Source organism: Erwinia sp. MMLR14_017, from assembly GCF_033657285.1.
Classification (GTDB): Bacteria; Pseudomonadota; Gammaproteobacteria; order Enterobacterales; family Enterobacteriaceae; genus Erwinia.
On sequence record NZ_JAWVWP010000015.1, the window covers coordinates 1 to 21,899 of the forward strand.

20 protein-coding genes are annotated in these 21,899 nt (G+C 54.8%); 11 read left to right on the forward strand and 9 right to left on the reverse strand.

Annotated elements, in window-relative coordinates:
• Positions 1-271: 271 nt before the first annotated feature.
• The 4 genes from yjfF to ytfQ are packed head-to-tail and all read right to left on the reverse strand — an operon-like array spanning position 272 to position 4,800.
• Entirely contained in the window at positions 272-1,258 is a 987-nt protein-coding gene (gene yjfF / locus SD961_RS19565) for a galactofuranose ABC transporter, permease protein YjfF (protein WP_318792007.1), read from the reverse strand.
• Positions 1,251-2,270, reverse strand: a complete 1,020-nt coding sequence (ytfT, locus tag SD961_RS19570; RefSeq protein ID WP_318792008.1) for a galactofuranose ABC transporter, ATP-binding protein YtfT — start codon at positions 2,268-2,270, stop codon at positions 1,251-1,253. The genes yjfF and ytfT overlap by 8 nt, the downstream gene beginning before the upstream one ends.
• Positions 2,263-3,789 carry a galactofuranose ABC transporter, ATP-binding protein YtfR gene (gene ytfR, locus SD961_RS19575; RefSeq protein WP_318792009.1) on the reverse strand — a complete coding sequence of 509 codons (1,527 nt, stop codon included), beginning with the start codon at positions 3,787-3,789 and terminating at the stop codon, positions 2,263-2,265. The genes ytfT and ytfR overlap by 8 nt, the downstream gene beginning before the upstream one ends.
• A gap of 54 nt (positions 3,790-3,843) precedes the next feature.
• Positions 3,844-4,800 carry a galactofuranose ABC transporter, galactofuranose-binding protein YtfQ gene (gene ytfQ, locus SD961_RS19580; protein WP_318792010.1) on the reverse strand — a complete coding sequence of 319 codons (957 nt, stop codon included), beginning with the start codon at positions 4,798-4,800 and terminating at the stop codon, positions 3,844-3,846.
• Between the two features lie 495 nt (positions 4,801-5,295).
• Here ytfQ and ydgT point away from each other — a divergent pair, with 495 nt between their 5' ends.
• The 9 genes from ydgT (at position 5,296) to nth (ending at position 13,211) form a co-directional block, all read left to right on the forward strand.
• Positions 5,296-5,511 carry a transcription modulator YdgT gene (gene ydgT / locus SD961_RS19585; protein ID WP_318792011.1) on the forward strand — a complete coding sequence of 72 codons (216 nt, stop codon included), beginning with the start codon at positions 5,296-5,298 and terminating at the stop codon, positions 5,509-5,511.
• A 102-nt stretch (positions 5,512-5,613) separates the two neighbouring features.
• The gene (locus SD961_RS19590; protein WP_318792012.1) at positions 5,614-6,054 is read left to right on the forward strand and encodes a DUF2569 domain-containing protein; all 441 of its coding nucleotides are present in this window, start codon (positions 5,614-5,616) and stop codon (positions 6,052-6,054) included.
• A gap of 309 nt (positions 6,055-6,363) precedes the next feature.
• Positions 6,364-6,945 carry an electron transport complex subunit RsxA gene (rsxA, locus tag SD961_RS19595; RefSeq protein ID WP_318792013.1) on the forward strand — a complete coding sequence of 194 codons (582 nt, stop codon included), beginning with the start codon at positions 6,364-6,366 and terminating at the stop codon, positions 6,943-6,945.
• Positions 6,945-7,520: an electron transport complex subunit RsxB gene (rsxB, locus tag SD961_RS19600; protein ID WP_318792014.1), complete on the forward strand. Its 576-nt coding sequence runs from the start codon at positions 6,945-6,947 to the stop codon at positions 7,518-7,520. Before rsxA ends, rsxB begins: the two co-directional genes overlap by 1 nt.
• Entirely contained in the window at positions 7,513-10,194 is a 2,682-nt protein-coding gene (gene rsxC, locus SD961_RS19605; protein ID WP_318792015.1) for an electron transport complex subunit RsxC, read from the forward strand. Before rsxB ends, rsxC begins: the two co-directional genes overlap by 8 nt.
• Positions 10,195-11,256, forward strand: coding sequence for an electron transport complex subunit RsxD (gene rsxD, locus SD961_RS19610; RefSeq protein WP_318792016.1), 1,062 nt, complete (start codon positions 10,195-10,197; stop codon positions 11,254-11,256).
• A complete protein-coding gene (rsxG, locus tag SD961_RS19615; protein WP_318792017.1) occupies positions 11,256-11,885 on the forward strand; it encodes an electron transport complex subunit RsxG in 630 nt (209 codons plus the stop codon). The genes rsxD and rsxG overlap by 1 nt, the downstream gene beginning before the upstream one ends.
• Positions 11,878-12,579: an electron transport complex subunit E gene (locus tag SD961_RS19620; protein WP_318792018.1), complete on the forward strand. Its 702-nt coding sequence runs from the start codon at positions 11,878-11,880 to the stop codon at positions 12,577-12,579. The genes rsxG and SD961_RS19620 overlap by 8 nt, the downstream gene beginning before the upstream one ends.
• Complete coding sequence (nth, locus tag SD961_RS19625; RefSeq protein ID WP_318792019.1) at positions 12,576-13,211, forward strand: endonuclease III; 636 nt, start codon at positions 12,576-12,578, stop codon at positions 13,209-13,211. Before SD961_RS19620 ends, nth begins: the two co-directional genes overlap by 4 nt.
• A 66-nt stretch (positions 13,212-13,277) precedes the next feature.
• Here the strand turns inward: nth and betA are convergent, their stop codons facing one another.
• The 3 genes from betA to betI form a co-directional block, all read right to left on the reverse strand.
• Positions 13,278-14,954 (reverse strand): choline dehydrogenase, encoded by a 1,677-nt coding sequence (gene betA, locus SD961_RS19630; RefSeq protein WP_318792020.1) that lies wholly within the window; start codon positions 14,952-14,954, stop codon positions 13,278-13,280.
• Positions 14,955-15,017: 63 nt separating this feature from the next.
• Positions 15,018-16,475 carry a betaine-aldehyde dehydrogenase gene (betB, locus tag SD961_RS19635; RefSeq protein WP_318792095.1) on the reverse strand — a complete coding sequence of 486 codons (1,458 nt, stop codon included), beginning with the start codon at positions 16,473-16,475 and terminating at the stop codon, positions 15,018-15,020.
• Positions 16,476-16,503: 28 nt separating this feature from the next.
• The gene (betI, locus tag SD961_RS19640) at positions 16,504-17,100 is read right to left on the reverse strand and encodes a transcriptional regulator BetI (protein ID WP_318792021.1); all 597 of its coding nucleotides are present in this window, start codon (positions 17,098-17,100) and stop codon (positions 16,504-16,506) included.
• 660 nt (positions 17,101-17,760) lie between these two features.
• Between betI and dtpA the strand changes: the two genes are divergently transcribed.
• Positions 17,761-19,254 carry a dipeptide/tripeptide permease DtpA gene (dtpA, locus tag SD961_RS19645; protein ID WP_318792022.1) on the forward strand — a complete coding sequence of 498 codons (1,494 nt, stop codon included), beginning with the start codon at positions 17,761-17,763 and terminating at the stop codon, positions 19,252-19,254.
• 51 nt (positions 19,255-19,305) lie between these two features.
• On the opposite strand, the gene SD961_RS19650 is transcribed toward dtpA, so the two are convergent.
• Both SD961_RS19650 and SD961_RS19655 read right to left on the reverse strand, forming a co-directional pair.
• Positions 19,306-20,187 (reverse strand): pyridoxamine 5'-phosphate oxidase family protein, encoded by an 882-nt coding sequence (locus SD961_RS19650; RefSeq protein ID WP_318792023.1) that lies wholly within the window; start codon positions 20,185-20,187, stop codon positions 19,306-19,308.
• A gap of 2 nt (positions 20,188-20,189) precedes the next feature.
• Entirely contained in the window at positions 20,190-20,807 is a 618-nt protein-coding gene (locus SD961_RS19655; protein ID WP_318792024.1) for a glutathione S-transferase, read from the reverse strand.
• A 96-nt stretch (positions 20,808-20,903) separates the two neighbouring features.
• Between SD961_RS19655 and SD961_RS19660 the strand changes: the two genes are divergently transcribed.
• Complete coding sequence (locus tag SD961_RS19660) at positions 20,904-21,836, forward strand: LysR family transcriptional regulator (protein ID WP_318792025.1); 933 nt, start codon at positions 20,904-20,906, stop codon at positions 21,834-21,836.
• Positions 21,837-21,899 lie beyond the last annotated feature (63 nt).

Here is a 21,899-nt window from a genome sequence, read left to right on the forward strand (position 1 = left end):
GGGAGAATGGGCTGATAAGCAAAGGCTAAGCGGCATGGACGCCGCTTCGCAGCCATCAGGGATGATTTCACGGCGTTTTTGTGTTCAGCCCATTCTCCCTGACCGGAGCACCGCCTCACAGGCAACTGGTGCCTTTGGTTTAAACCCATTCTCCCTGACCGAAGCACCGCCTCACAGGCAACTTGTCTCCTTTGGGTTCAGCCCACCTCCCGGCCTGAGCACTTCCCCACAGGCAACTGGTGCCTTTGTGTTCAGCCCAATCTCCCTGCCCCTAACCGGCCAGCCTTTTCACCGGCGCATTTTGCTGGCGATCCCACATTACCGTCAGCAGACGTTGCAGCGCGATAAAAGCGAACAGCAGAATACCGATGGCGATTTTGGTCCACCATGAACTCAGCGTGCCGTCAAAATTGATCCAGGTCTGGATCAACCCCTGAATCAGTACGCCGAACAAAGTGCCCAGCACGGTGCCAACGCCGCCGGAAAGCAGCGTGCCGCCAATCACTACTGACGCAATCGCATCCAGCTCTACACCCATGCCCGCCAGCGCATACCCGGCGGAGGTATAGAGCGAGAAGACGATACCAGCAAGCGTGGCTAACCCGGAAGAGAGCATATAGATGCGGATAGTGGTGCTGCGGGTGGAAATACCCATCAGCTGGGCGGAAGTGACATTACCGCCAATAGCATAAACCTGATTACCAAAACGGCTGCGGTGCGCCAGCAAGATGCCCAACGCCACCACCGCCAGCATAATCACCGCCAGCAGGCTAAGCCTGCCGCCACCGGGTATCTTCCACGCCAGGCTGGATAAAGTAGTATAGAGCGGGTGATCAATAGGCAGTGAGCTTTCAGAAACCAGATAGCTGCTGCCCCGTAAAAAGAACATGCCTGCCAGCGTAATAATAAACGCCGGGATTTTCAGCGCGTCAATAAGCCAGCCCATAAAGGCACCAAACGCTGAGCCCATTACCATCACCAGCGCAAACGCCGCCCAGGGATTAAGATGAAAATCGCCGATGGCTCTGGCCAGAAACACGCCGGTGAACGCAATAACCGCGCCAACCGACAAATCGATCCCGCCGGAAAGAATAACAAACGTCATTCCTACCGCAATAATGCCCAGAAATGCGTTGTCGGTCAGTATATTGGCAATCACCCTGGTTGAGGCGAAACCGGGAAACTGGCTGAGACAAAAGAGATAACCTGCTACAAATACCAGCAGCGTTATCATCAGGGGAAGATGACGTTTAACCACCTTTGCGTCCTCGCTTAAACAGTTGAATAAACCGTGGCGACTGGATTAACAGTACCGCCATCACCACCACCGATTTCACTACCTGATTCAGCTCAGGCGGGAAACCGGAAAGCAAAATCCCGGTATTCATCGCCTGGATAATCAGCGCACCCGTCAGCGAAAGCAGCAGATTGAAGCGACCTCCCATCAGGGAAGCGCCACCGATCACTACCGCAAGGATCGCATCCAGTTCCAGCCAGAGTCCGGCATTGTTGGCATCCGCGCCCCGGATATCAGCCGCAATAATCAGTCCCGCCACCGCCGCACACAGGCCGCTGATAACATAAGTAGTCATCACTATCAGCCAGCCATTTACCCCTGCATTTCTCGCCGCGCGCAGGTTAATCCCTACCGCTTCGATAAACATGCCTAACGCACTTTTACGGGTCAGTAACCAGACCAGCAGCGCCATGACCAGCGTAATCCACACCGGTACCGGTAACAGCCAGAGGGTACCGCTTCCCAGATGAGCCAGCGACTCACTGTCGAAGGTGACAATTTGTCCCTGAGTGATCAGTTGCGCTATTCCGCGTCCTGCCACCATCAGGATTAGCGTGGCGACAAAGGGCTGGATCTTCAGCAGCGCGACCAGAATGCCGTTCCACAGACCGCAAAGAATGCCGGTTCCTAACGTGGCAAGGATAATCACCGTCAGGCTGTGACCCGCTACGGTAAGTGTCGCCGCCGTTGCACCGGCAATTGCCATTACCGCACCCACGGAGAGGTCAATCCCGCCGGTAGCGATCACCAGCGTCATGCCAATCGCCAGTAACGCAACGGGAGCGGCCCGGTTAAGAATATCGATCGGACTGCCGAACAGGCGCCCATCCTGAAGATGAATAGCGAAGAAATTATTGGCAACCAGGCTGTCCACCATCAGCACCAGCAACAGCGCTGCCAGTTGCGGCATGCCTGCCGGCAGTTTACGTTTCATCATGGGTCTCTTCCCCGGCACCAGATGTGACTCAAGCATGCTGCGCCCCTCCTGCCGCAATAGCGTTAACAATGGAGGCCACGGAAAGCTGCTCAAGCGGTATTTCCGCTACCTGCTGACGATCTCTCAGGATCACCACCCGATCCGCATACCCCACCAGCTCTTCCAACTCAGAGGAGATCACCAGAAGTGCCAGACCGTCGGCACAGAGTGATTCGATCAGACGAATGATTTCTGCATGCGCACCGACGTCAATGCCGCGCGTAGGCTCATCCAGGATCAGAAACTGAGGTTTTGTTACCAGCCAGCGGGAGAGCAGAACTTTTTGTTGATTGCCCCCGGAAAGTAGCTCGACCGGCTGATCTGCATGTGGGGTGCGGATACCCAGGCTTTTAATAAAGCGCTCCGCTATCTGCTGCTGTTCACGGCGTTTAATGGGCCGCAGCCAGCCGCGCTGCGCCTGAAGCGCGAGGATGATATTTTCACGCACCGATGCCGCCCCGATGATACCGTCCGTTTTGCGATCTTCCGGACAGAAACCCATCCCAAGACGCGATGCCTGGGCAGGCGTGCGAATAGTGCGTTTCTTTCCCTTGATAAAGGCGCTGCCGCTGTCGGCGCGTTTAATGCCAAACAGCAGTTCGGCGGTCTCCGTCCTGCCCGACCCTAACAGGCCAGCCAGACCTACGGCTTCACCGGGACGAACGCTGAGACTGAATGGTTCAATGGTGCCTTTCTTGCCGTAATCTTTGAACTCCACCACCGGCTGATTGCTTTTCAGCGTGCTGCCCGCACGTTGCAGCGCCGTCTCCAGCAGTTCGCGCCCCAGCATCAGCTTGATCAGTTCAATCTGCGGCAGTTCACGGGTTTCGCGCGTGGCAACAAATTGCCCGTTGCGCAGTACGGTGATCCTGTCGCTGACTTTATAAACCTGGTCCAGGAAGTGAGTAACAAAGATCAGACCCATCCCTCTGGCTTTAAGCTGATTCATCAGCGTAAACAGCATCTCAACTTCACTGGCATCCAGACTGGCGGTGGGTTCATCAAGGATCAGCACTTTAGCGGAGAGATCCACCGCCCGGCAGATGGCAATAATCTGCTGCATGGCTACCGAAAACTGCCCAAGAGGGCGTGTAACGTCCAGCTCAAAGCCGTAGCTACGCAGCAGGGCCTGCGCTTTACGCACCAGCGTTTTGCGGTCGATCAACCCAAAGCGGCGTGGCTCGCGGCCAATAAACAGATTATCCGCAACCGACATGTTAGGCAGCAGATTCACTTCCTGATAAACCGTACCGATACCCATAGCCTGGGCTTCGGCAGTGCTTTGCGGATGAATCGCTTTGCCGTCCAGGGTAACGGAACCGCTGTCCCGCTTATAGACGCCGGTCAGCACTTTAATTATGGTGGATTTACCCGCGCCATTTTCGCCAAGCAGCGCCATTATTTCGCCAGGCCGGACCTCAAAAGAGACGTTATCCAGCGCCTTAACGCCAGGAAAAGCTTTGCTGACGCCGCTGATGGCGAGCAGTGGTGCCGGTGTCATGTTTTGCATGCTCATACGACTTCGCCTCAACCATGAAAAAAGCCGCCTGTTTGCCAGGCGGCGAGAGGGTTAGTAACCCATGCCTTTTTTCTTGTCTAACTGAGACTGCGCATCGGCTGGAAGGTAGAGCTTCGACTCGGTTTTAATGATTTTCGCGGGCATAGTGCCATCTTTTTTGAATTTCTCCAGCGCATCAAACGCCGGGCCAGCCATATTTGGCGTCAGCTCTACGTTGGCATTCGCTTCGCCCGCCAGCATCGCTTTATAAATATCGGGAACGCCATCGATGGAGCCGGTCAGAATATCTTTACCGGGCTTCAGTCCCGCTTCTTTAATGGCCTGAATAGCGCCAATTGCCATATCATCGTTATGGGCATATACCATGCAGATATTTTTGCCGTTATTCTCCGCTTTAATAAAGCTTTCCATCACTTCTTTCCCTTTACTGCGGGTGAAGTCGCCGGACTGAGAACGGATAATTTTAATCCCGGGTGCCGAGCCTATCGCTTCAGCAAACCCTTTTTTACGATCGATCGCTACGCTGGCCCCCACTGTGCCCTGCAGTTCCACGACATTACATGGCTTACCAGCCTGCTGTTTCACCAGCCAGTCACCAATCAGCTTGCCTTCAAAGACGTTGTCTGCGGTCACCACCGCCATATATAACGACTTGTCTTTGACCACAATTGCCCGGTCAAGCAGGAACACCGGGATTTTGGCATCTTTCGCTTCTTCAAGTACCGGCTCCCAGCCAGTCTGTACCACCGGCGCGATAAAAATGGCATCCACACCCTGCGCGATAAAAGAGCGCACGGCCTTGATCTGGTTCTCCTGTTTCTGCTGACCATCGGCAATTTTCAGCGTGATGCCGCGCTTCTGAGCCTCGCTTTTCGCCACGCTGGTTTCTGCCGCACGCCAGCCTGATTCAGAGCCAACCTGCGAGAAACCCACCGTCATTGATTCTGCCAGCGCCGCGCCAGAGAGGCTCGCACTGATAAGGGTGGTTAAAAGTAAACGCTTCCACATGATCATTTTTCCTCTGAAGGGATTTCGTTGTGTAGGGTCAAACGCCAGTGAATCCTGACCGATTCTGGCTGAAACAATTTCGACAATGCTCACAAATCACAACAATTAAAAGAGGTTACGAGAATTACCACCGCGAAAGGCAGGACGCGTTATATGGATAAAACGGGTGAAGTTTTTTTTGCGGATGTTAAATAACTGTAATAAACATAAGCGCTTATCGCCGCATCTCATGGAAGCGATTACAATATAAGGTCAGGTTCTGTCATGGCGCGCCCCCGGTATCAGCTAAAAGCTTTTTAACCGTTTTGTGACTTACGCCACATCTGGTTAAAACCGGCCAGGAAAAGTGGCGAGATAATAAACGTCTGGTCTTAAAAGTGCGTGAAATCCTTACGTTGTTTTCTGAATTTACCGGGCTTTAACCATTTGGCCTATAGACACCCTATACGTCAGTAATATACTTAACGCTCCTATTTCTGACCGCTAACGGCCACCATGACAGTTCATGATTATCTGTTAAAATTTCGTAAAGTAAGCTCGCTTGAAACCCTGGAAAAATTGTACGACCACCTGAATTATTCTCTTACCGATAATCAAGAAATTATTAATATGTATCGCGCTGCCGATCACCGTCGCGCCGAATTGATTTCAGGAGGACGTCTGTTTGATCTGGGCTGCGTACCTAAATCTGTCTGGCGTTATGTGGTTTAAATTTCCGTGCAAAATTCACCAGGCCTTTCGTATACTCTGTGTCCCTGTTATGCATGACCTGTTCAGATAAGAAAGGGTCTGCTTGTTTTATAAGGATAATGAGTGGCTCCCGATCCAACACCGCGCATTGCCGGGCTGCTTCTGGTCCCGCTTGCCTGGTTAATAATGACTATGCTGACCAGCGCCGTGGTGGTGGCAATGTATTTAAGCGCATTGCTCACCCCTGAACTGCGCAGCGCGCTGTTTAACAACACCCATGCTTTTACCGTGCAATGGAGTATTTCATTAATCACCTCGCTGGTCGTTTGGGGATACAGCATCTGGGTCACATGGATTTTCTGTAAAAGATCGCGCCGTCTTCCCCGCCATTATATAATCTGGCTTCTGGTGACGGTGCTGCTGGCCATCAAGACCTTTGCGTTTTCTCCGGTTAGCGACGCGGCAGCTCTCCGTACTTTGCTGATTGCCCTGTTTGCTGCGGCGGTCCTTGTGCCCTACCTCAAGCGCTCTCAACGGGTGAAAAACACCTTTATTGAGCCTTAACCTTCCGTCTGGCTTTGATCGTGCTGCCACACCTGAGCTAACGCTGCGAGCCAGACTTTTTTCCGGCAGCAAATTACCGCACTGAATACTGGTACTCTCTGAAACGACGAGAATGCCAGTTTATTCCTTCACGAGTGTCTGCTGGCTTGCTTAAAGTCACTTTCCCAGATTTATCCGCCGGTTCAGTGATGAAAAAGGCAGCATAATTTTAATCCTCCGTGCGTTAGAGCAATAACCCTGCTGCTGATGTGTTGTCGTCACGCGCTCAATGTCCGATAATAGGCGGCTATCTTTTTATCAGGCGTAAAAATGACCGATTACCTGCTTCTTTTTATTGGCACAGTGCTGGTGAACAACTTCGTTCTGGTGAAGTTTCTCGGTCTCTGTCCCTTTATGGGCGTTTCCAAAAAACTGGAAACGGCAATTGGCATGGGACTCGCCACGACGTTTGTTATCACCCTGGCCTCGATCTGCGCATGGCTGGTGAACCATCTTATTCTGCTGCCGCTGGATCTCGTCTATCTGCGCACCATGGCCTATATCCTGGTGATCGCCGTCGTGGTGCAGTTCACCGAAATGGTGGTGCGTAAAACCAGCCCGGACCTCTATCGTCTTCTGGGTATTTTTCTGCCGCTGATTACCACCAACTGCGCGGTGTTAGGCGTGCCTTTGCTCAGCGTTAACCTGAATCACACCTTCCTTCAGGCTGCGCTGTTTGGCTTCAGCGGCGCGCTGGGCTTTTCACTGGTGATGGTGCTGTTTGCCGGCATCCGCGAACGTCTGGTGCTGGCCGAAGTTCCTGCGCCGTTTAAAGGTTCCTCCATTGCCCTGGTGACAGCAGGCCTGATGGCGCTGGCTTTTATGGGCTTCAGCGGACTGGTGAAATTCTGATGAGTGCGGTATGGATTGCTGTTGGGGTACTGAGCGTGCTTGGGCTCTTTTTTGGTGGCCTGCTGGGCTACGCTTCCCGTCGTTTCGAAGTGGAAGAAGACCCCATCGTTGAACAGATTGATGCCATTCTGCCGCAAAGCCAGTGCGGCCAGTGCGGCTACCCTGGCTGCCGTCCCTATGCGGATGCGGTGGGAAATAACGGCGAAATGATTAACAAGTGCGCTCCGGGCGGCGAGCAAACCATGCTCAAGCTGGCGGCGCTGCTGAATGTCGATCCTCAGCCGCTGGGTGAAGAGGCGGTACTGGAACCTCAGCGCAAAGTCGCGTGGATCGATGAAGAGAACTGCATCGGCTGTACCAAATGTATTCAGGCCTGCCCGGTGGATGCGATTGTAGGAGCGACCCGCGCCATGCACACCGTGCTTAGCGACGTCTGTACCGGTTGCGATCTCTGCGTTGCGCCCTGCCCAACCGACTGTATTGAAATGCGTCCTGTTGCGCCCACCACGGCGAACTGGAAGTGGGATTTAAATACTATCCCGGTCAAGGTTATTTCTGTGGAACGTCATGCGTAATCTGCTCAACTTTTTTAAAAAAGAGCCTCTCTGGGATTTCGCTGGCGGTATTCATCCGCCGGAGATGAAAACCCAGTCTAACGGCACGCCTCTGCGTCAGCTGCCGCTGCCAGCACAATTTATTATTCCCATTAAGCAGCATATCGGCCACGAAGGCGAACTGCTGGTCAGTCCTGATGACAAAGTGCTGCGCGGCGAGCCGCTGACGTTTGGTCGTGGCCGTATGCTGCCGGTACACGCCCCCACTTCCGGTACCGTAGAGGAGATTGGTCCCCATATGACCGCCCATCCTTCTGCGCTGGCCGAAATGTGTATTTTCCTCAGGCCAGATGGCGAAGATCGCTGGTGTGAACGTCATCCTGTGGCGGATTACCGCCAGAGCGAACGAAGTGAAATTGTCAGGCTGATCCATCAGGCTGGCGTGGCTGGTCTGGGCGGTGCGGGGTTCCCGACGGCTACCAAGCTAAAAGGTGGCCTGCAGGGCGTGAAAACGCTGATTATTAACGCCGCAGAGTGCGAGCCTTACATCACCGCAGATGACCGTCTGATGCAGGACTGTGCCGCAGAAGTGCTGGAAGGCAGCCGGATCCTGGCCTGGGTGTTACAGTCAGAACAGGTGCTGATCGGCATTGAAGATAATAAGCCCGAGGCGATAGCCGCGCTGAAAAAAGCGCTGGGCACGGCAACGGATCTGCAAATCAGGGTTATTCCTACCAAATATCCTTCCGGCGGCGCGAAACAGCTGACTAAAATCCTGACCGGACGCGAAGTTCCCCATGGCGGGCGTTCCACCGATATCGGCGTACTGATGCAAAACGTTGGAACGGCATACGCTGTTAAACGGGCAGTGATCAACGGTGAGGCGCTGACAGAACGCGTGGTGACGCTGACAGGCGGCTCCGTTGGTAAACCAGGCAACGTCTGGGGCCGCCTGGGCACTCCAATCAGCCACCTGCTGCACAATGCTGACTTCTCTCCGGCTTCTGGCCAGATGGTGGTGATGGGCGGTCCGCTGATGGGCTTCACCCTGCCGACTCTGGATGTGCCGGTGGTGAAAATCACCAACTGTATTCTGGCCCCGTCGGCGAGCGAAATGGGTAATGACGAGGAGGAGAAATCCTGCATTCGTTGCAGCGCCTGCGCCGATGTCTGTCCGGCGGCCCTGCTGCCGCAGCAGCTTTACTGGTACAGCCGGGGCGGCGATCATGACAAAGCCCGCGAGCACAATATCTCGGACTGCATTGAGTGTGGTGCCTGCGCTTATGTCTGCCCCAGCAATATCCCCCTGGTTCAGTATTATCGCCGGGAGAAGGCGGAAATTCGCGCCATCGATCTTGAGGCTGAACGTACCGCACAGGCTAAAGCCCGATTCGAAGCGCGGCAGGAACGTCTGGAACGCGAAAAACTGGCGCGGGAAACCCGTCATCAGCAGGCTAAGCGCACCACCAGTGATGGAGAAAATGGCCAGGTTGCCGCTGCGCTCGCACGGGTGAAAGCTAAAAAGCAGGCGGAGTTACCAACAGGCGAAACGGCGGCAGAAAACCCCGTCCAGACGGCGCAGCGTTCAGCGCGTCACGCGCAGGCTATGGCACATGATGCCGAAAGACAGTCTGAGACCGAGCCAGCCACCAGACAGACAGGCGATCCGCGTAAAGCGACAGTTGAGGCTGCTATTGCCCGAGCCAGGGCAAAGAAGGCTTCGCAGGATCAGCACGAATCAGCGCCGCAGCAGGCAATATCTGACGTGAAACCAGCAGCGACCGAAGCCGATGCAGCAGCCGATCCGCGCAAAGCGGCGGTGGCGGCTGCCGTTGCGCGGGCAAAAGCGAAGAAAGCAGCTCAGGCTGCTGAACAGGCAGAAGCTGAGCCGCAGCAGGCAACCTCTGACGTAAAACCAGCAGCGCCTGAAGCCACAGCGACCGAAGCCGAACCGCCAGCCGATCCGCGCAAAGCGGCGGTGGCGGCTGCCATTGCGCGGGCAAAAGCGAAGAAAGCTGCACAGAATGGCGAACAGGCAGAAGCTGGGCCACAGCAGGCAACCTCTGACGTAAAACCAGCAGCGCCTGAAGCCACAGTGACCGAAGTCGAACCGCCAGCCGATCCGCGCAAAGCGGCGGTGGCGGCTGCCATTGCGCGGGCAAAAGCGAAGAAAGCTGCACAGAATGGCGAACAGGCAGAAGCTGAGCCGCAGCAGGCAACCTCTGACGTAAAACCAGCAGCGCCTGAAGCCACAGTGACCGAAGTCGAACTGCCAGCCGATCCACGTAAAGCGGCGGTGGCGGCTGCCATTGCGCGGGCAAAAGCGAAGAAGGCAGCTCAGGCTGCTGAACAGGCAGAAGCTGAGCCGCAGCAGGCAACCTCTGACGTAAAACCAGCAGCGCCTGAAGCCACAGCGAACGAAGCCGAACCGCCAGCCGATCCGCGCAAAGCGGCGGTGGCGGCTGCCATCGCGCGGGCAAAAGCGAAGAAGGCAGCTCAGGCTGCTGAACAGGCAGAAGCTGAGCCGCAGCAGGTGGAGCCTGCCGATTCAGCGGCACAGCAGCCTGAAGCCGCAGTTAAAAACGATTCTGACGGATCGCCAGCAGCGTCTGACGATCCCCGCAAGGCAGCAGTGGCGGCGGCCATCGCACGTGTTAAAGCGCGCAAGGCGCAGCATTCTACGCAAGAGGATTAAATGGCTTTTCGACTCGCTAGCTCGCCCTATACGCACAACCGCCGCAGCACCAGCACTATTATGCTGCTGGTGCTTGCCGCAGCCGTTCCTGGCATTGCAGCCCAGTGTTACTTTTTTGGCTGGGGAAATCTTATTCAGGTAGTGATTGCCGCAGCGGCCGGACTCGCTGCGGAAGCCGCCGTGCTTAAGCTGCGCAAAATGCCGCTGGCTAAAACGCTGGGGGATAATTCTGCCCTGCTCACCGCACTGCTGCTGGGGATCAGCATTCCCCCGCTGGCGCCCTGGTGGGTAATTGTCATCGGCACGGTGTTTGCCGTGGTGATCGCCAAACAACTTTATGGCGGTCTGGGGCAGAATCCGTTTAATCCGGCGATGGTGGGCTACGTTGTGCTGCTTATCTCCTTCCCGGTGCAGATGACCAGCTGGCTGCCGCCCGAATCCTTACAGTCCATAACGCCCACGTTTATGGACACGCTGAGCATGATCTTTCATGGCCATACTCTGAACGGTCATAGCATGCAGCAACTGCAAACGGGCATTGATGGCGTCAGCCAGGCTACGCCGCTGGATACCTTTAAAACCGGTCTGCGCGCCGGTCACAGCGCTGAGCAGCTTCGTGCACAGCCAATTTATAGTGGCGTGATCGCCGGGCTGGGCTGGCAGTGGGTCAACATCGGCTATCTGGCTGGTGGCTTGTTCCTGCTGTGGAGCAACAGCATCCGCTGGCATATTCCGGTCAGCTTCCTGCTTTCTCTGGCACTCTTTTCCACGCTGGGCTGGCTCTTCTCCCCTGACACGCTGGTTTCACCCGTAGTGCATTTATTCTCCGGTGCGACGATGCTGGGGGCATTCTTTATTGCCACCGATCCTGTCAGCGCCTCGACCACCAATAAAGGTCGCCTGATTTACGGTGTGCTGATTGGCCTGCTGGTCTGGCTGATCCGCAGCTTTGGCGGCTATCCGGATGGCGTTGCCTTTGCAGTGCTGCTGGCTAATATTACCGTGCCGTTAATTGATTACTATACGCAGCCGCGCGTCTACGGTCATCGGAGGGAGAAGTAATGCTGGATGCCATTCGCAAAAACGGCGTACGGCTGGCGCTGTTTGCTGCCGTCACCACTGGCTTAACGGCGGTGATCAATGCTGTGACCAAACCGACGATTGACCATCAGACCGTGTTGCAGCAGAAAATCCTGCTGGACCAGGTTGTTCCGCCAGAGATGTATAACAATGCCATTCAGCAGGAGTGCTACCAGGTGTTCGACCCGTCACTGGGTAGCGGCCCGCATCACCTCTATCTTGCCCGCAAAGATGGCAAGCCCATAGCCGCCGCGGTTGAGACAACGGCGCCGGACGGCTATTCTGGTGCTATTAAAATGATTGTGGGCGCTGACTTTACCGGCAAAGTGCTGGGCGTACGGGTAGTTGAGCATCACGAAACGCCGGGGCTGGGTGATAAGATTGAGCTGAGGATCACCAACTGGATCAACAGTTTTAACGGCGTTCAGCTTAAAGGTAAGGATGACGCCAGTTTTGCAGTGAAGAAAGATGGTGGCAACTTTGACCAGTTCACGGGCGCAACCATTACGCCACGCGCCGTGGTCAACGCGACGAAACGCGCCACGCTTTATATCGCAACCTTACCAGCGCAGCTTGCCTCGCTGCCTTCATGTGGAGAATCCAATGAGTGAAGCAAAAAACCTGGTGATCGGCGGCCTGTGGAAAAATAACTCTGCACTGGTTCAGCTGTTGGGTTTATGTCCCCTGCTGGCTGTCACCTCAACGGCTACTAACGCACTCGGGCTGGGGTTGGCTACCACGCTGGTGCTGACCTGCACCAACAGTGCCATTTCAGCCTCGCGCCGCTGGGTTCCTTCTGATATCCGCATTCCAATCTACGTGATGATTATTGCTGCCGTTGTCAGCTGCGTGCAGATGCTGATTAACGCCTTTGCCTACGGTCTCTATCAGTCGCTGGGGATCTTTATTCCGCTGATTGTTACCAACTGCATCGTAGTGGGCCGCGCTGAGGCTGTAGCCTCGAAAAACAGCGTGCCTCTCTCTGCGTTAGATGGCCTGGCTATCGGGCTGGGAGCCACCAGCGTTATGGTGGTGCTGGGTTCCCTGCGGGAAATCATCGGTAACGGCACCATTTTCAACGGTGCCGACCAGCTCTTAGGCCCGTGGGCAAAAGTGTTACGCATTCAGGTGGTGCATTTTGATTCGCCGATGCTGCTGGCCATGTTGCCGCCGGGCGCGTTTATCGGGCTGGGAATGCTGCTGGCCGCTAAATATGTTATCGACAATAAACTCAAGGCAAGGGCGGCACTGAAAGCCGAACAGGCTGCGAAGAACTTGCCAGAAGGAAAAGCGAGTGCGCTGTGAATAAGGATAAACGTCAGCAAATTTTAACCCGTCTGCGCGAGAACAATCCGCATCCCACCACGGAGTTGGTCTTTACGACTCCCTTTGAACTGCTAATTTCGGTGCTGCTTTCGGCGCAGGCTACCGATGTCAGCGTCAACAAGGCTACCGCAAAACTTTATCCGGTGGCTAACACCCCGGCACAGTTACTGGCGCTGGGCGTGGAGGGGGTAAAAGAGTACATCAGAACTATTGGCCTGTTTAACAGCAAAGCAGAAAACATCATCAAAACCTGCCGTATTTTGCTGGAAAAGCATCAGGGTGAAGTTCCGGAAGATCGTGAAGCGTTAGAAGCACTGCCCGGCGTGGGACGTAAAACAGCGAACGTGGTGCTGAATACCGCCTTTGGCTGGCCCACCATTGCCGTCGATACGCATATCTTCCGCGTCTGTAACCGCACCAATTTTGCGCCAGGCAAGAATGTTGAACAGGTTGAAGAGAAGCTGCTGAAGGTTGTGCCAAAAGAGTTTAAGGTGGACTGCCATCACTGGTTTATTCTGCATGGTCGCTATACCTGCATTGCCCGCAAACCGCGCTGTGGCTCCTGTCTGATCGAAGACCTTTGTGAATACAAAGAGAAGGTCGAGATCTGAGATAAAAAGGCGGAACCTCTGTTCCGCCTTTTTTTGCTATAGCTGCCCTGCGCATTCTGACATAACTCAGCTCAGGGTTTCTTCAGCTTCCGCCTTTTCACGCTGTAACTGATAATATTCTGCCGTCGAGAGCGCCAGCGGCGCTTTACCCCGGATCATATCTGCTATTTTTTCAGCAATCATCACCGTTGGTGCATTGAGGTTGCCGGTAGTGATTTGCGGCATGATGGAGGCATCCACCACGCGCAGCCGCTGCATACCATGCACACGCCCTTCTGCATCCACCACTGCCATCTCATCATTCCCCATCGCGCAGCTGCCACAAGGGTGATAGGCGGTCTCTGCGTGCTCCCGGATAAAGGCATCAATCTGTTCGTCACTCTGAACCTGCGCACCCGGCTGGATTTCGTCGCCGCAATAGTCGGCCAGTGCAGGCTGACGCATGATTTCACGGGTCAGACGTACGGCGTTGCGGAACTCTACCCAGTCGCGCTCTTCAGACATATAGTTGAAGAAAATTGAGGGTGCGGCACCGGGATGCTTTGAGGTCAGCTTCACGCGGCCACGGCTCATCGAGCGCATCGGCCCTACGTGTGCCTGGAAGCCATGCTCTTTTACCGGGCTGCTGCCGTTGTAGTTGATCGCCACCGGCAGGAAGTGATACTGCAAATCAGGCCAGTCTGGCTGGTCATCGCTGCGAATAAATCCGCCCGCTTCAAACTGGTTGCTGGCTCCGGTACCTGTGCCGTTAAACAGCCACTCAGCCCCGATTGCAGGCTGGTTCCACCACTGCAAAGAAGGATAGAGGCTGACCGGCTTTTTGCAGCGGAACTGCATATAGACTTCAAGGTGGTCCTGTAAATTACGACCCACGCCCGGCAGAGCATGTACCACATCAATATCCAGCTCGCGCAGCCACTCTTCCGGCCCTACGCCCGAGCGCTGAAGGATTTGTGGCGAGGCGATAGCCCCCGCACAGAGCAGCACTTCACGCGCGGCTTCCGCCTGCTCTTGTTTGCCGTTGCGCAGCCAGCAGACGCCGGTAGCACTTTTGCCGCTGAACAGGATACGGTCAGTCTGAGCATGGGTAATAATGGTCAGATTTGAACGCTGCTTTGCCACGTCCAGATAACCTCTGGCAGTGCTGGAACGGCGACCCTGCGGCGTGACGGTACGGTCCATGGGGCCAAAACCATCCTGGCGATAACCGTTAAGATCATCCGTTTCGTGATGTCCCGCCTGGGTGGCGGCATCAATGAAAACACGGAACAGCGGATTATTGCCTTTTTTAGGCGTCGTGACGCTCAGGTAGCCTTCGCCACCGTGATAGTCGTTTTCGCCAATATCACGCTTCTCCGCCTTACGGAAATAGGGCAGGCAGTGAAGATAGGACCAGTTTTCCAGTCCCTTTTTGCTGGCCCAGTTGTCGTAGTCCATAGCGTTGCCGCGAATGTAGCACATACCGTTGATCAGCGAAGAGCCGCCCAGGCCTTTACCGCGTCCGCACTCCATACGACGGTTACCCATATTTGGCTCAGGGTCGGTTTCAAAGGCCCAGTTATAGCGTTTACCCTGTAGAGGGTAAGCCAAAGCGGCTGGCATTTGGGTACGGAAGTCCCAGCGGTGATCTTTTCCGCCCGCTTCCAGTAACAGTACCGATACGTCAGCATCCTCAGTCAGTCGCGTGGCCAGTACGTTGCCTGCTGAACCCGCGCCAATAATGATGTAATCAAATTTCTGCATTAAACCTCCAGAGTGCCGCAGCGGGAAAGCCGCGGCAAAAAATCAGATTGCCAGCCCTGCGCATCAGAATGCGGAAGGGTACTCTCCCATCTCAATCAGCACGGACTTGGTGCGCGTATAGTGATGCAGGGTTTCAAGCCCGTTTTCACGGCCGACGCCCGACTGTTTGTAGCCGCCCACCGGCATAGGGGCCGGTGATTCGCCCCAGCTGTTCACCCAGCAGATACCCGCTTCAAGCTGATGAATAACCCGGTGGGCACGGTTCAGAGAGGTGGTAAATACCCCTGCCGCCAGGCCATATTCGGTGTTGTTGGCGCGATCGATCGCTTCCTGTTCCTCATCAAACACCAGCACGCTCATGACCGGACCAAAAATCTCTTCCTGCACGATACGCATCTCATCGGTGCAGTCAGTAAAGACCGTAGGCTCCACATAACACCCTTTGGCAAAGGCGCCTTCTGTCATCCTTGAGCCACCAGCCAGCAGCCGTGCCCCCTGCTCTTTACCAATATTCAAATAAGAGACGACTTTCTGGCAGTGTTCTTCGCTGACCAGCGGCCCGAAATTGACCTGAGGGTCCATTGGGTCACCGCACCTGATACCTGCCATTTTCTCCTGCAGACGTTTTTCAAACGCCGGAAGCAGTGAACGCTGCACAAAAACGCGGGTGCCGTTAGTGCAAACCTGGCCGCTGCTGTAGAAGTTAGCCATCATCGCGCCATCTACGGCACGTTCCAGCTCGGCATCTTCAAACACGATCAGCGGAGATTTTCCGCCCAGTTCCATCGTGACAGATTTGAGGTTCGCCAGCGCCGCATCAGCCATCACCCGTTTGCCGGTGTTGACTTCTCCGGTGAAGGAGACTTTGGCAATTTGCGGGTGCTGGCTGAGGCCTTGCCCCACCGCTGCTGCGCCCTGAACCACGTTAAAGACACCGTCCGGCAGGCCCGCTTCGGTGAAGATCTTCGCCAGTTCAAGCGCGCTCAGCGGCGTCACTTCACTGGGTTTGAAGATCATTGCGTTACCGGTAGCCAGCGCCGGAGCACTTTTCCACAAGGCGATCTGGATGGGGTAGTTCCAGGCTCCGATCCCGGCGCAGACGCCTAACGGCTCGCGGCGGGTATAGACCAGCGCACTCTCACGCAAAGGGATAGACTCGCCTTCAACCGCTACGGCCAAACCAGCGTAATACTCCAGCACGTCGGCCCCGGTCACGATATCGACATAAGCTGTTTCGCTGATGGGTTTACCCGTATCGGCGGTTTCCAGTTCGGCCAGCGTCTGATTGCGTTCGCGCAGCAGCGCAACCGCCTTCAGCAGAACGCGGCTACGTTCTACCGGCGTGTAGGCGCGCCAGATACGCTGCCCGGCGTGAGCTGAGGCTACGGCACGGTCAATATCCTGCGTACTGGCAGCGGTGATCTCGGCCAGTACCTCGCCATTGGCGGGGTTGATGGTGGTAAATGTTTCGCCATGACCGGGTTCCTCACGGCCATTGATATAAATTCCACGGCGTTGCATATCTGCCATGCCTCCTCCTTTGGGGGGGTTAGTGTGCCGGGCCTGATAGCCACAGCGCGAGATTTTGATAGCAAAGCGCACGGGCGTTCTCCAGCCCCTGTGCCATCGGCTGTGGCGCCAGCGTCATACGCAGCCACAGACCGTCAATAAGCGCTGCCATGCTGGCTCCTGCGGCACGAGCCCTCTCAACAGGAAGTACCCGGGCGAACTGCGCCGTCAGGTTCGAATAGAGGCGACGGTCGTTAATGCATTGCAGACGATGCAGATCGGGCTGGTGCAGGCTGTTAGTCCAGAACGCAAGCCAGGTCTTCAGTACCGGGCTGTCAATCTGCGACACATCAAAGTTACCGTCGATGATGGCGCGTATTTGCGCCTCCGGCAGGTTTGCCGCCTGCTGACGATACTGAACCACCGCCTGATAAAGGTCAGAAAGGATCTGGCGCATACAGGCATCCAGCAGGCCATTTTTGTCGCCAAAATAGTGGCTGACAATCCCGGTGGATACCCCCGCCTCTTTGGCGATCAGTGCCAGGCTCGCATCTGCCAGCCCTACTCTGTCGATAACGGTCAGGGTGGCATGGATTAACTGCGCCTGACGAATGGCTTTCATTCCAACTTTTGGCATCGCTTCATCGGTTTTAGCTATTGAATGAAAGTGATTATAGCCATTTTATATTGAACGTTCAATCAATAAAAAAGAGAGGGCCGTTTGTTCGGCTCTGGTTCAACCTTTAACGGCTCTGCGTTAGCACAAAAAATGTGGGGGAAATTGCTTAAAAGCTATCGCGAATGAATAAAGAAAAGAGAGCAGGAAGAAGTTATTTTTCAATAATTATTATGTTGGCTTAAAGTGATCTGAATCACATTTAGATCATTTCTCTGGGATAAAATAGTTCCCGCCGCTATGTGATGGTGTGTATAGCTGACATCAGATTCAATAACAGTTATTAATTTTACCTTTTTTAAAGCAAGTAGTGGATATCTCTTTTGATGGCCTGAAGCTCCCGCTTTTACAGCGGGAAATGAGAGGCGCGTCTTTTTTAAGCTGTTTATTCTTAAAGGAAAATAGTTAACAGTATATTCATCTATCGATGAAAATTTCACCGCAGGTTAACACTTGATTCGCGGCTGAGTGCCTTATAAGAAAAAATGCTTGCCTGATCTGCTTCGATCGGCGAAATTAACCGCCGCTTTTCATTTCTTATAATCATGCGGCGAATGCCCACCTTGTGCTACGACGACTTTATTCAGGAGTCGAAACAGGCTACGAACATCAGAGGTACCAGTGTCAACTGCAAACAAACATCCTGAGGTCAACAGCCTCAATGCGTTCAAGCAACCTAAATCGTTCTATCTGATTTTTTCTATCGAACTGTGGGAACGCTTCGGTTATTACGGCCTGCAAGGCATCATGGCGGTCTACCTGGTAAAAATGCTGGGTATGTCTGAAGCGGAGTCGATCACTCTGTTCTCCTCCTTCAGTGCGCTGGTCTATGGCCTGGTTGCCGTGGGTGGCTGGCTGGGCGATAAAGTGCTGGGAACCAAACGCGTTATCGTATTGGGTACGCTGGTGCTGGCGCTGGGTTATGCGCTGGTGGCCTGGTCGGGGCATGATGTGAGCATGGTTTATATCGGCATGGCGACCATCGCCGTCGGTAACGGCCTGTTCAAGGCTAACCCCTCTTCCCTGCTCTCTACCTGCTATCAAAAAGATGACCCGCGCCTGGATGGGGCTTTCACCATGTATTACATGGCGATCAATATCGGTTCATTCTTCTCAATGCTGGCTACTCCGTGGCTGGCGGCAAAATTTGGCTGGAGCGTGGCGTTCTCCCTCTCCTTTATCGGTATGCTGCTGACGCTGGTCAACTTTATGCTGTTCCGCAAATGGGTAAAAAATTACGGTTCTAAGCCCGATTTTGCGCCGCTGCAGGTTGGTAAATTACTGGCCACGCTGGTGGGTGTCGCCGTACTGATCGTGCTGGCGACCTGGCTGCTGCATAACCAGGGCATCGCCCGCCTGGTATTGGCGGTGATCGCTGCGGGCATCGTTCTGATCTTCGCTAAAGAAGCCTTCGCGATGAAAGGCGCCGCGCGCCGCAAAATGATCGTCGCGTTTATGCTGATGGTGGAAGCGGTGGTGTTCTTTGTGCTCTATATGCAGATGCCCACATCCCTGAACTTCTTTGCCATCCGCAACGTTGAACACAGCATTTTCGGCATCGCGTTTCAGGCTGAACAGTATCAGGCGCTGAACCCGTTCTGGATTATGATTTTCAGCCCGATTCTGGCCGCTATCTATAACAAGATGGGCGACCGTCTGCCGATGCCGCACAAGTTTGCGCTGGGGATGATCCTCTGCTCTGCGGCCTTCCTGGTTCTGCCGCTGGGCGCAAAGTTTGCCAATCAGATGGGCATCGTTTCCGTTAACTGGCTGATCCTCAGCTATGCGCTGCAGAGCGTCGGTGAGCTGATGATTTCTGGCCTGGGCCTGGCTATGGTGGCGCAGTTAGTGCCGCAGCGTCTGATGGGCTTTATTATGGGTTCCTGGTTCCTGACCACCGCTGGCGCTGCGATGATTGCCGGTAAAGTGGCGAATCTGATGGCCGTGCCGGAAAATATCACCGATCCGGTGCAGTCGCTGCACGTCTATGGCGATGTCTTCCTGCAGATTGGTATCGTGACCGGTGTTATTGCCCTTCTGATGATGCTGACAGCACCGAAGCTGAACCGCATGACGCAGGACGAGCAAGGCGACTTAAAAGAAGTTAAAGCATAACGTATTGATTCTTATGCTGAGGGCGACAGAGATGTCGCCCTTTTTTGCTGGTTATCCGGCTGCAACCGAAGAATCCGCATATTCAACGTCAAGTCCCGCAGACGGAAAGAGCTGGCGGATGCGCCAGACCTTTTCAATTTCCACATACCAGTAGCGCTCGGTCAGCCCCTTTCCTCTTTGCCAGTCAATTTCAGCTTTACCCTGAATATGTAGCGCAGCCCCCTGCTGAAAATCGGGGATCAGCAGGGCGCAGCGTGGTTCAACCAGTAAATTGCCCAGCGTGTTCATATAACGGTTGCCGACATAATCAGGGATTTTCAGTTTTCCCCGCTCCAGTGAGAGAAACCCAGGCAGACCGCCACGATGGGAAATATCTGTCCCCCCCACATCCGCCTGACGTGGTGCCACGCTGGCGACAAAAAAGGTATCCGCAGCGCCAAGGGCATAACGCGCAGCAGCATCCAGAGTCGCAAGCTGCTCCACCTCAACCGGACCTTTTTCGCTACTGTAAGGGAGATGACGTCCCTGAATATATTTCGGGCAGTTGCCAAAGCTTTCCTCTACGCGGATCTCAACGTGTTCCTCATCTACAGCCTGAACCACGCCATTCACCCGGTTACGCCTGCGGTTAGAGAAATCAATGCCCAGTCCCCCTACCGCCATTCCTGTTTTTAGCGCAGGGAGTAAAGGCGTTGCCTGCAGCGAGCGCTGTGTGAGCGTCAGCAGACCAGGCCCCGCGCTGCTGACGAAACCCGGCTCTCCCTGTAGTAAACCAGCCACCGGATAGCCATCCTCACCCAGCGTTGCCAGGTAAAAAGTCTGCAGACCGGCAAAGAACTGACGATGCTGCTCAGGCATGGCGGGATAAATGGCGGCCCTGACCTCTCTATATCCTGCCCGCTGCTGTGCCTGCTGTTCCCCTGGATGAAACATGGCTAATTCAACTCAGGGTGCGGCAGCGGAGGAAGCCCAATGAAACCGGGCAGCGCCTCAACGTTTTGCAGCCACTGCTGAATGGCAGGATAATCCGCAAGTGAAATACCGCCCTCCGGCGCGCAGGCCACATAGGCGTAACAGGCCAGATCGGCCAGCGTAGCCTGTTCCCCCACCAGCCAGCGTTTACCGGTCAGATGCTGTTCCATCTGTGGCAGAAATTTGGCCGCCACACTACAGGCCGACGCATAATTCTCAGGCGTGGAAAACTGCCTGATCAGCCTTGCTGAGGCCACGCCATAGCGGATTTCACCGGCAGCTTTTGCCAGCCAGCGATGTACTTCTACTTCCTGCAACAGATCCTGCGGCAGCCAGTGGCTCCCTGGCGCATAACGCTTAACCAACCATATAAGAATAGCGTTGCTGTCTGTAATAACGGTTTCGTCCTCCACCAGCACGGGTACTTGCCCAAGCGGATTCAGCGCCAGAAACTGCGCTGTTTTACGTATGTCCGCACCGGCTTCGATCTCTTCAAACGGAAGGTCCAGCAGGGTCAGAAGTAATTTTACCCGATGTCCGTGCCCCGATAATGGAGTGTTGTAGAGCGTTAATGCGGTCATGATCTTCTCCTCTTGAGTTTCCCAGAGCTTACTCTTGCAGCAAACAGCCGGAAACCTGCATTATGGCAATTCATAATTTCTTTTAGTGGAAGAGTGATGGACAAGCTGGATGAACTTGAGGTGTTTGTGGCAGTAGTGCAACAAGGTAGCCTGGCTGCGGCAGCGCGGAAGCTGCGGCGTTCTCCACCAGCGATTACCCGTGCGTTGGCCTCGCTGGAGAGCCGCTTCGCGGCCAGCCTGATTGAGCGAACCACACGCAATATGTCCCCAACGCCCGCCGGACTCGCGTTGTTTGAACGAGCCAGGACGCTCATTAGCGATTATCAACAGGCGATTCAGGACTCCTCTGAATCTCAGCTCAACGGCCTGCTACGCATTACCGCGCCGGTACAGTTTGGCCGCAAGTATATCGCCCCGCTGGTGCTGGATTTTATCGATCGCTATCCCGGCATTCAGGTTGAACTGCTGCTTAACGACAGTTACCAGGATCTGCTGGAACAGGGGCTGGATATCGCCGTGCGCATCGGCCAGCTGCGGGATTCTTCGCTGGTTGCTGTGGAGACGGGAACCGTACAGCGTATCCTGCTTGCCAGCCCTGAGTATCTGGCACGTGCCGGCAACCCTGCATCTCCAGCCGATTTGGCGGCCCATACGCTGATAGCCGGAACTTCCGTGAGTTCAGTCAGAGAGTGGCGTTTTGGCACGGTCACTCATCAGGAACGCGTGCGCATTCAGCCCACATTTATGGTTAACGAAGTGGAAACGCAGTTAATCGCCGCCAGAGCGGGTAAAGGCATTACCCGCCTGCTCTCTTATCAGGCTTATGATGACCTGGCGCAGGGCACGCTTTGCGAGGTGCTGCCTTCCTGTCGGCCCGCTCCCCTGCCCGTACAGCTGGTCACGCAGAATCTGAAATATATGCCTGCCAGAGTCCGCGCATTCTGGGATACCGCCCGGGAAGCGCTGTCAGCATTGATCTGTCTGCAAGCCGAAAGCATGACGCCGGTTAAGAAACAGACAGATAATTAATGAAAGTGAGCACCTGGCGCTGACTTTTCAGCCAACTGCAGTAAGCTCAAAATATCTTTCGCT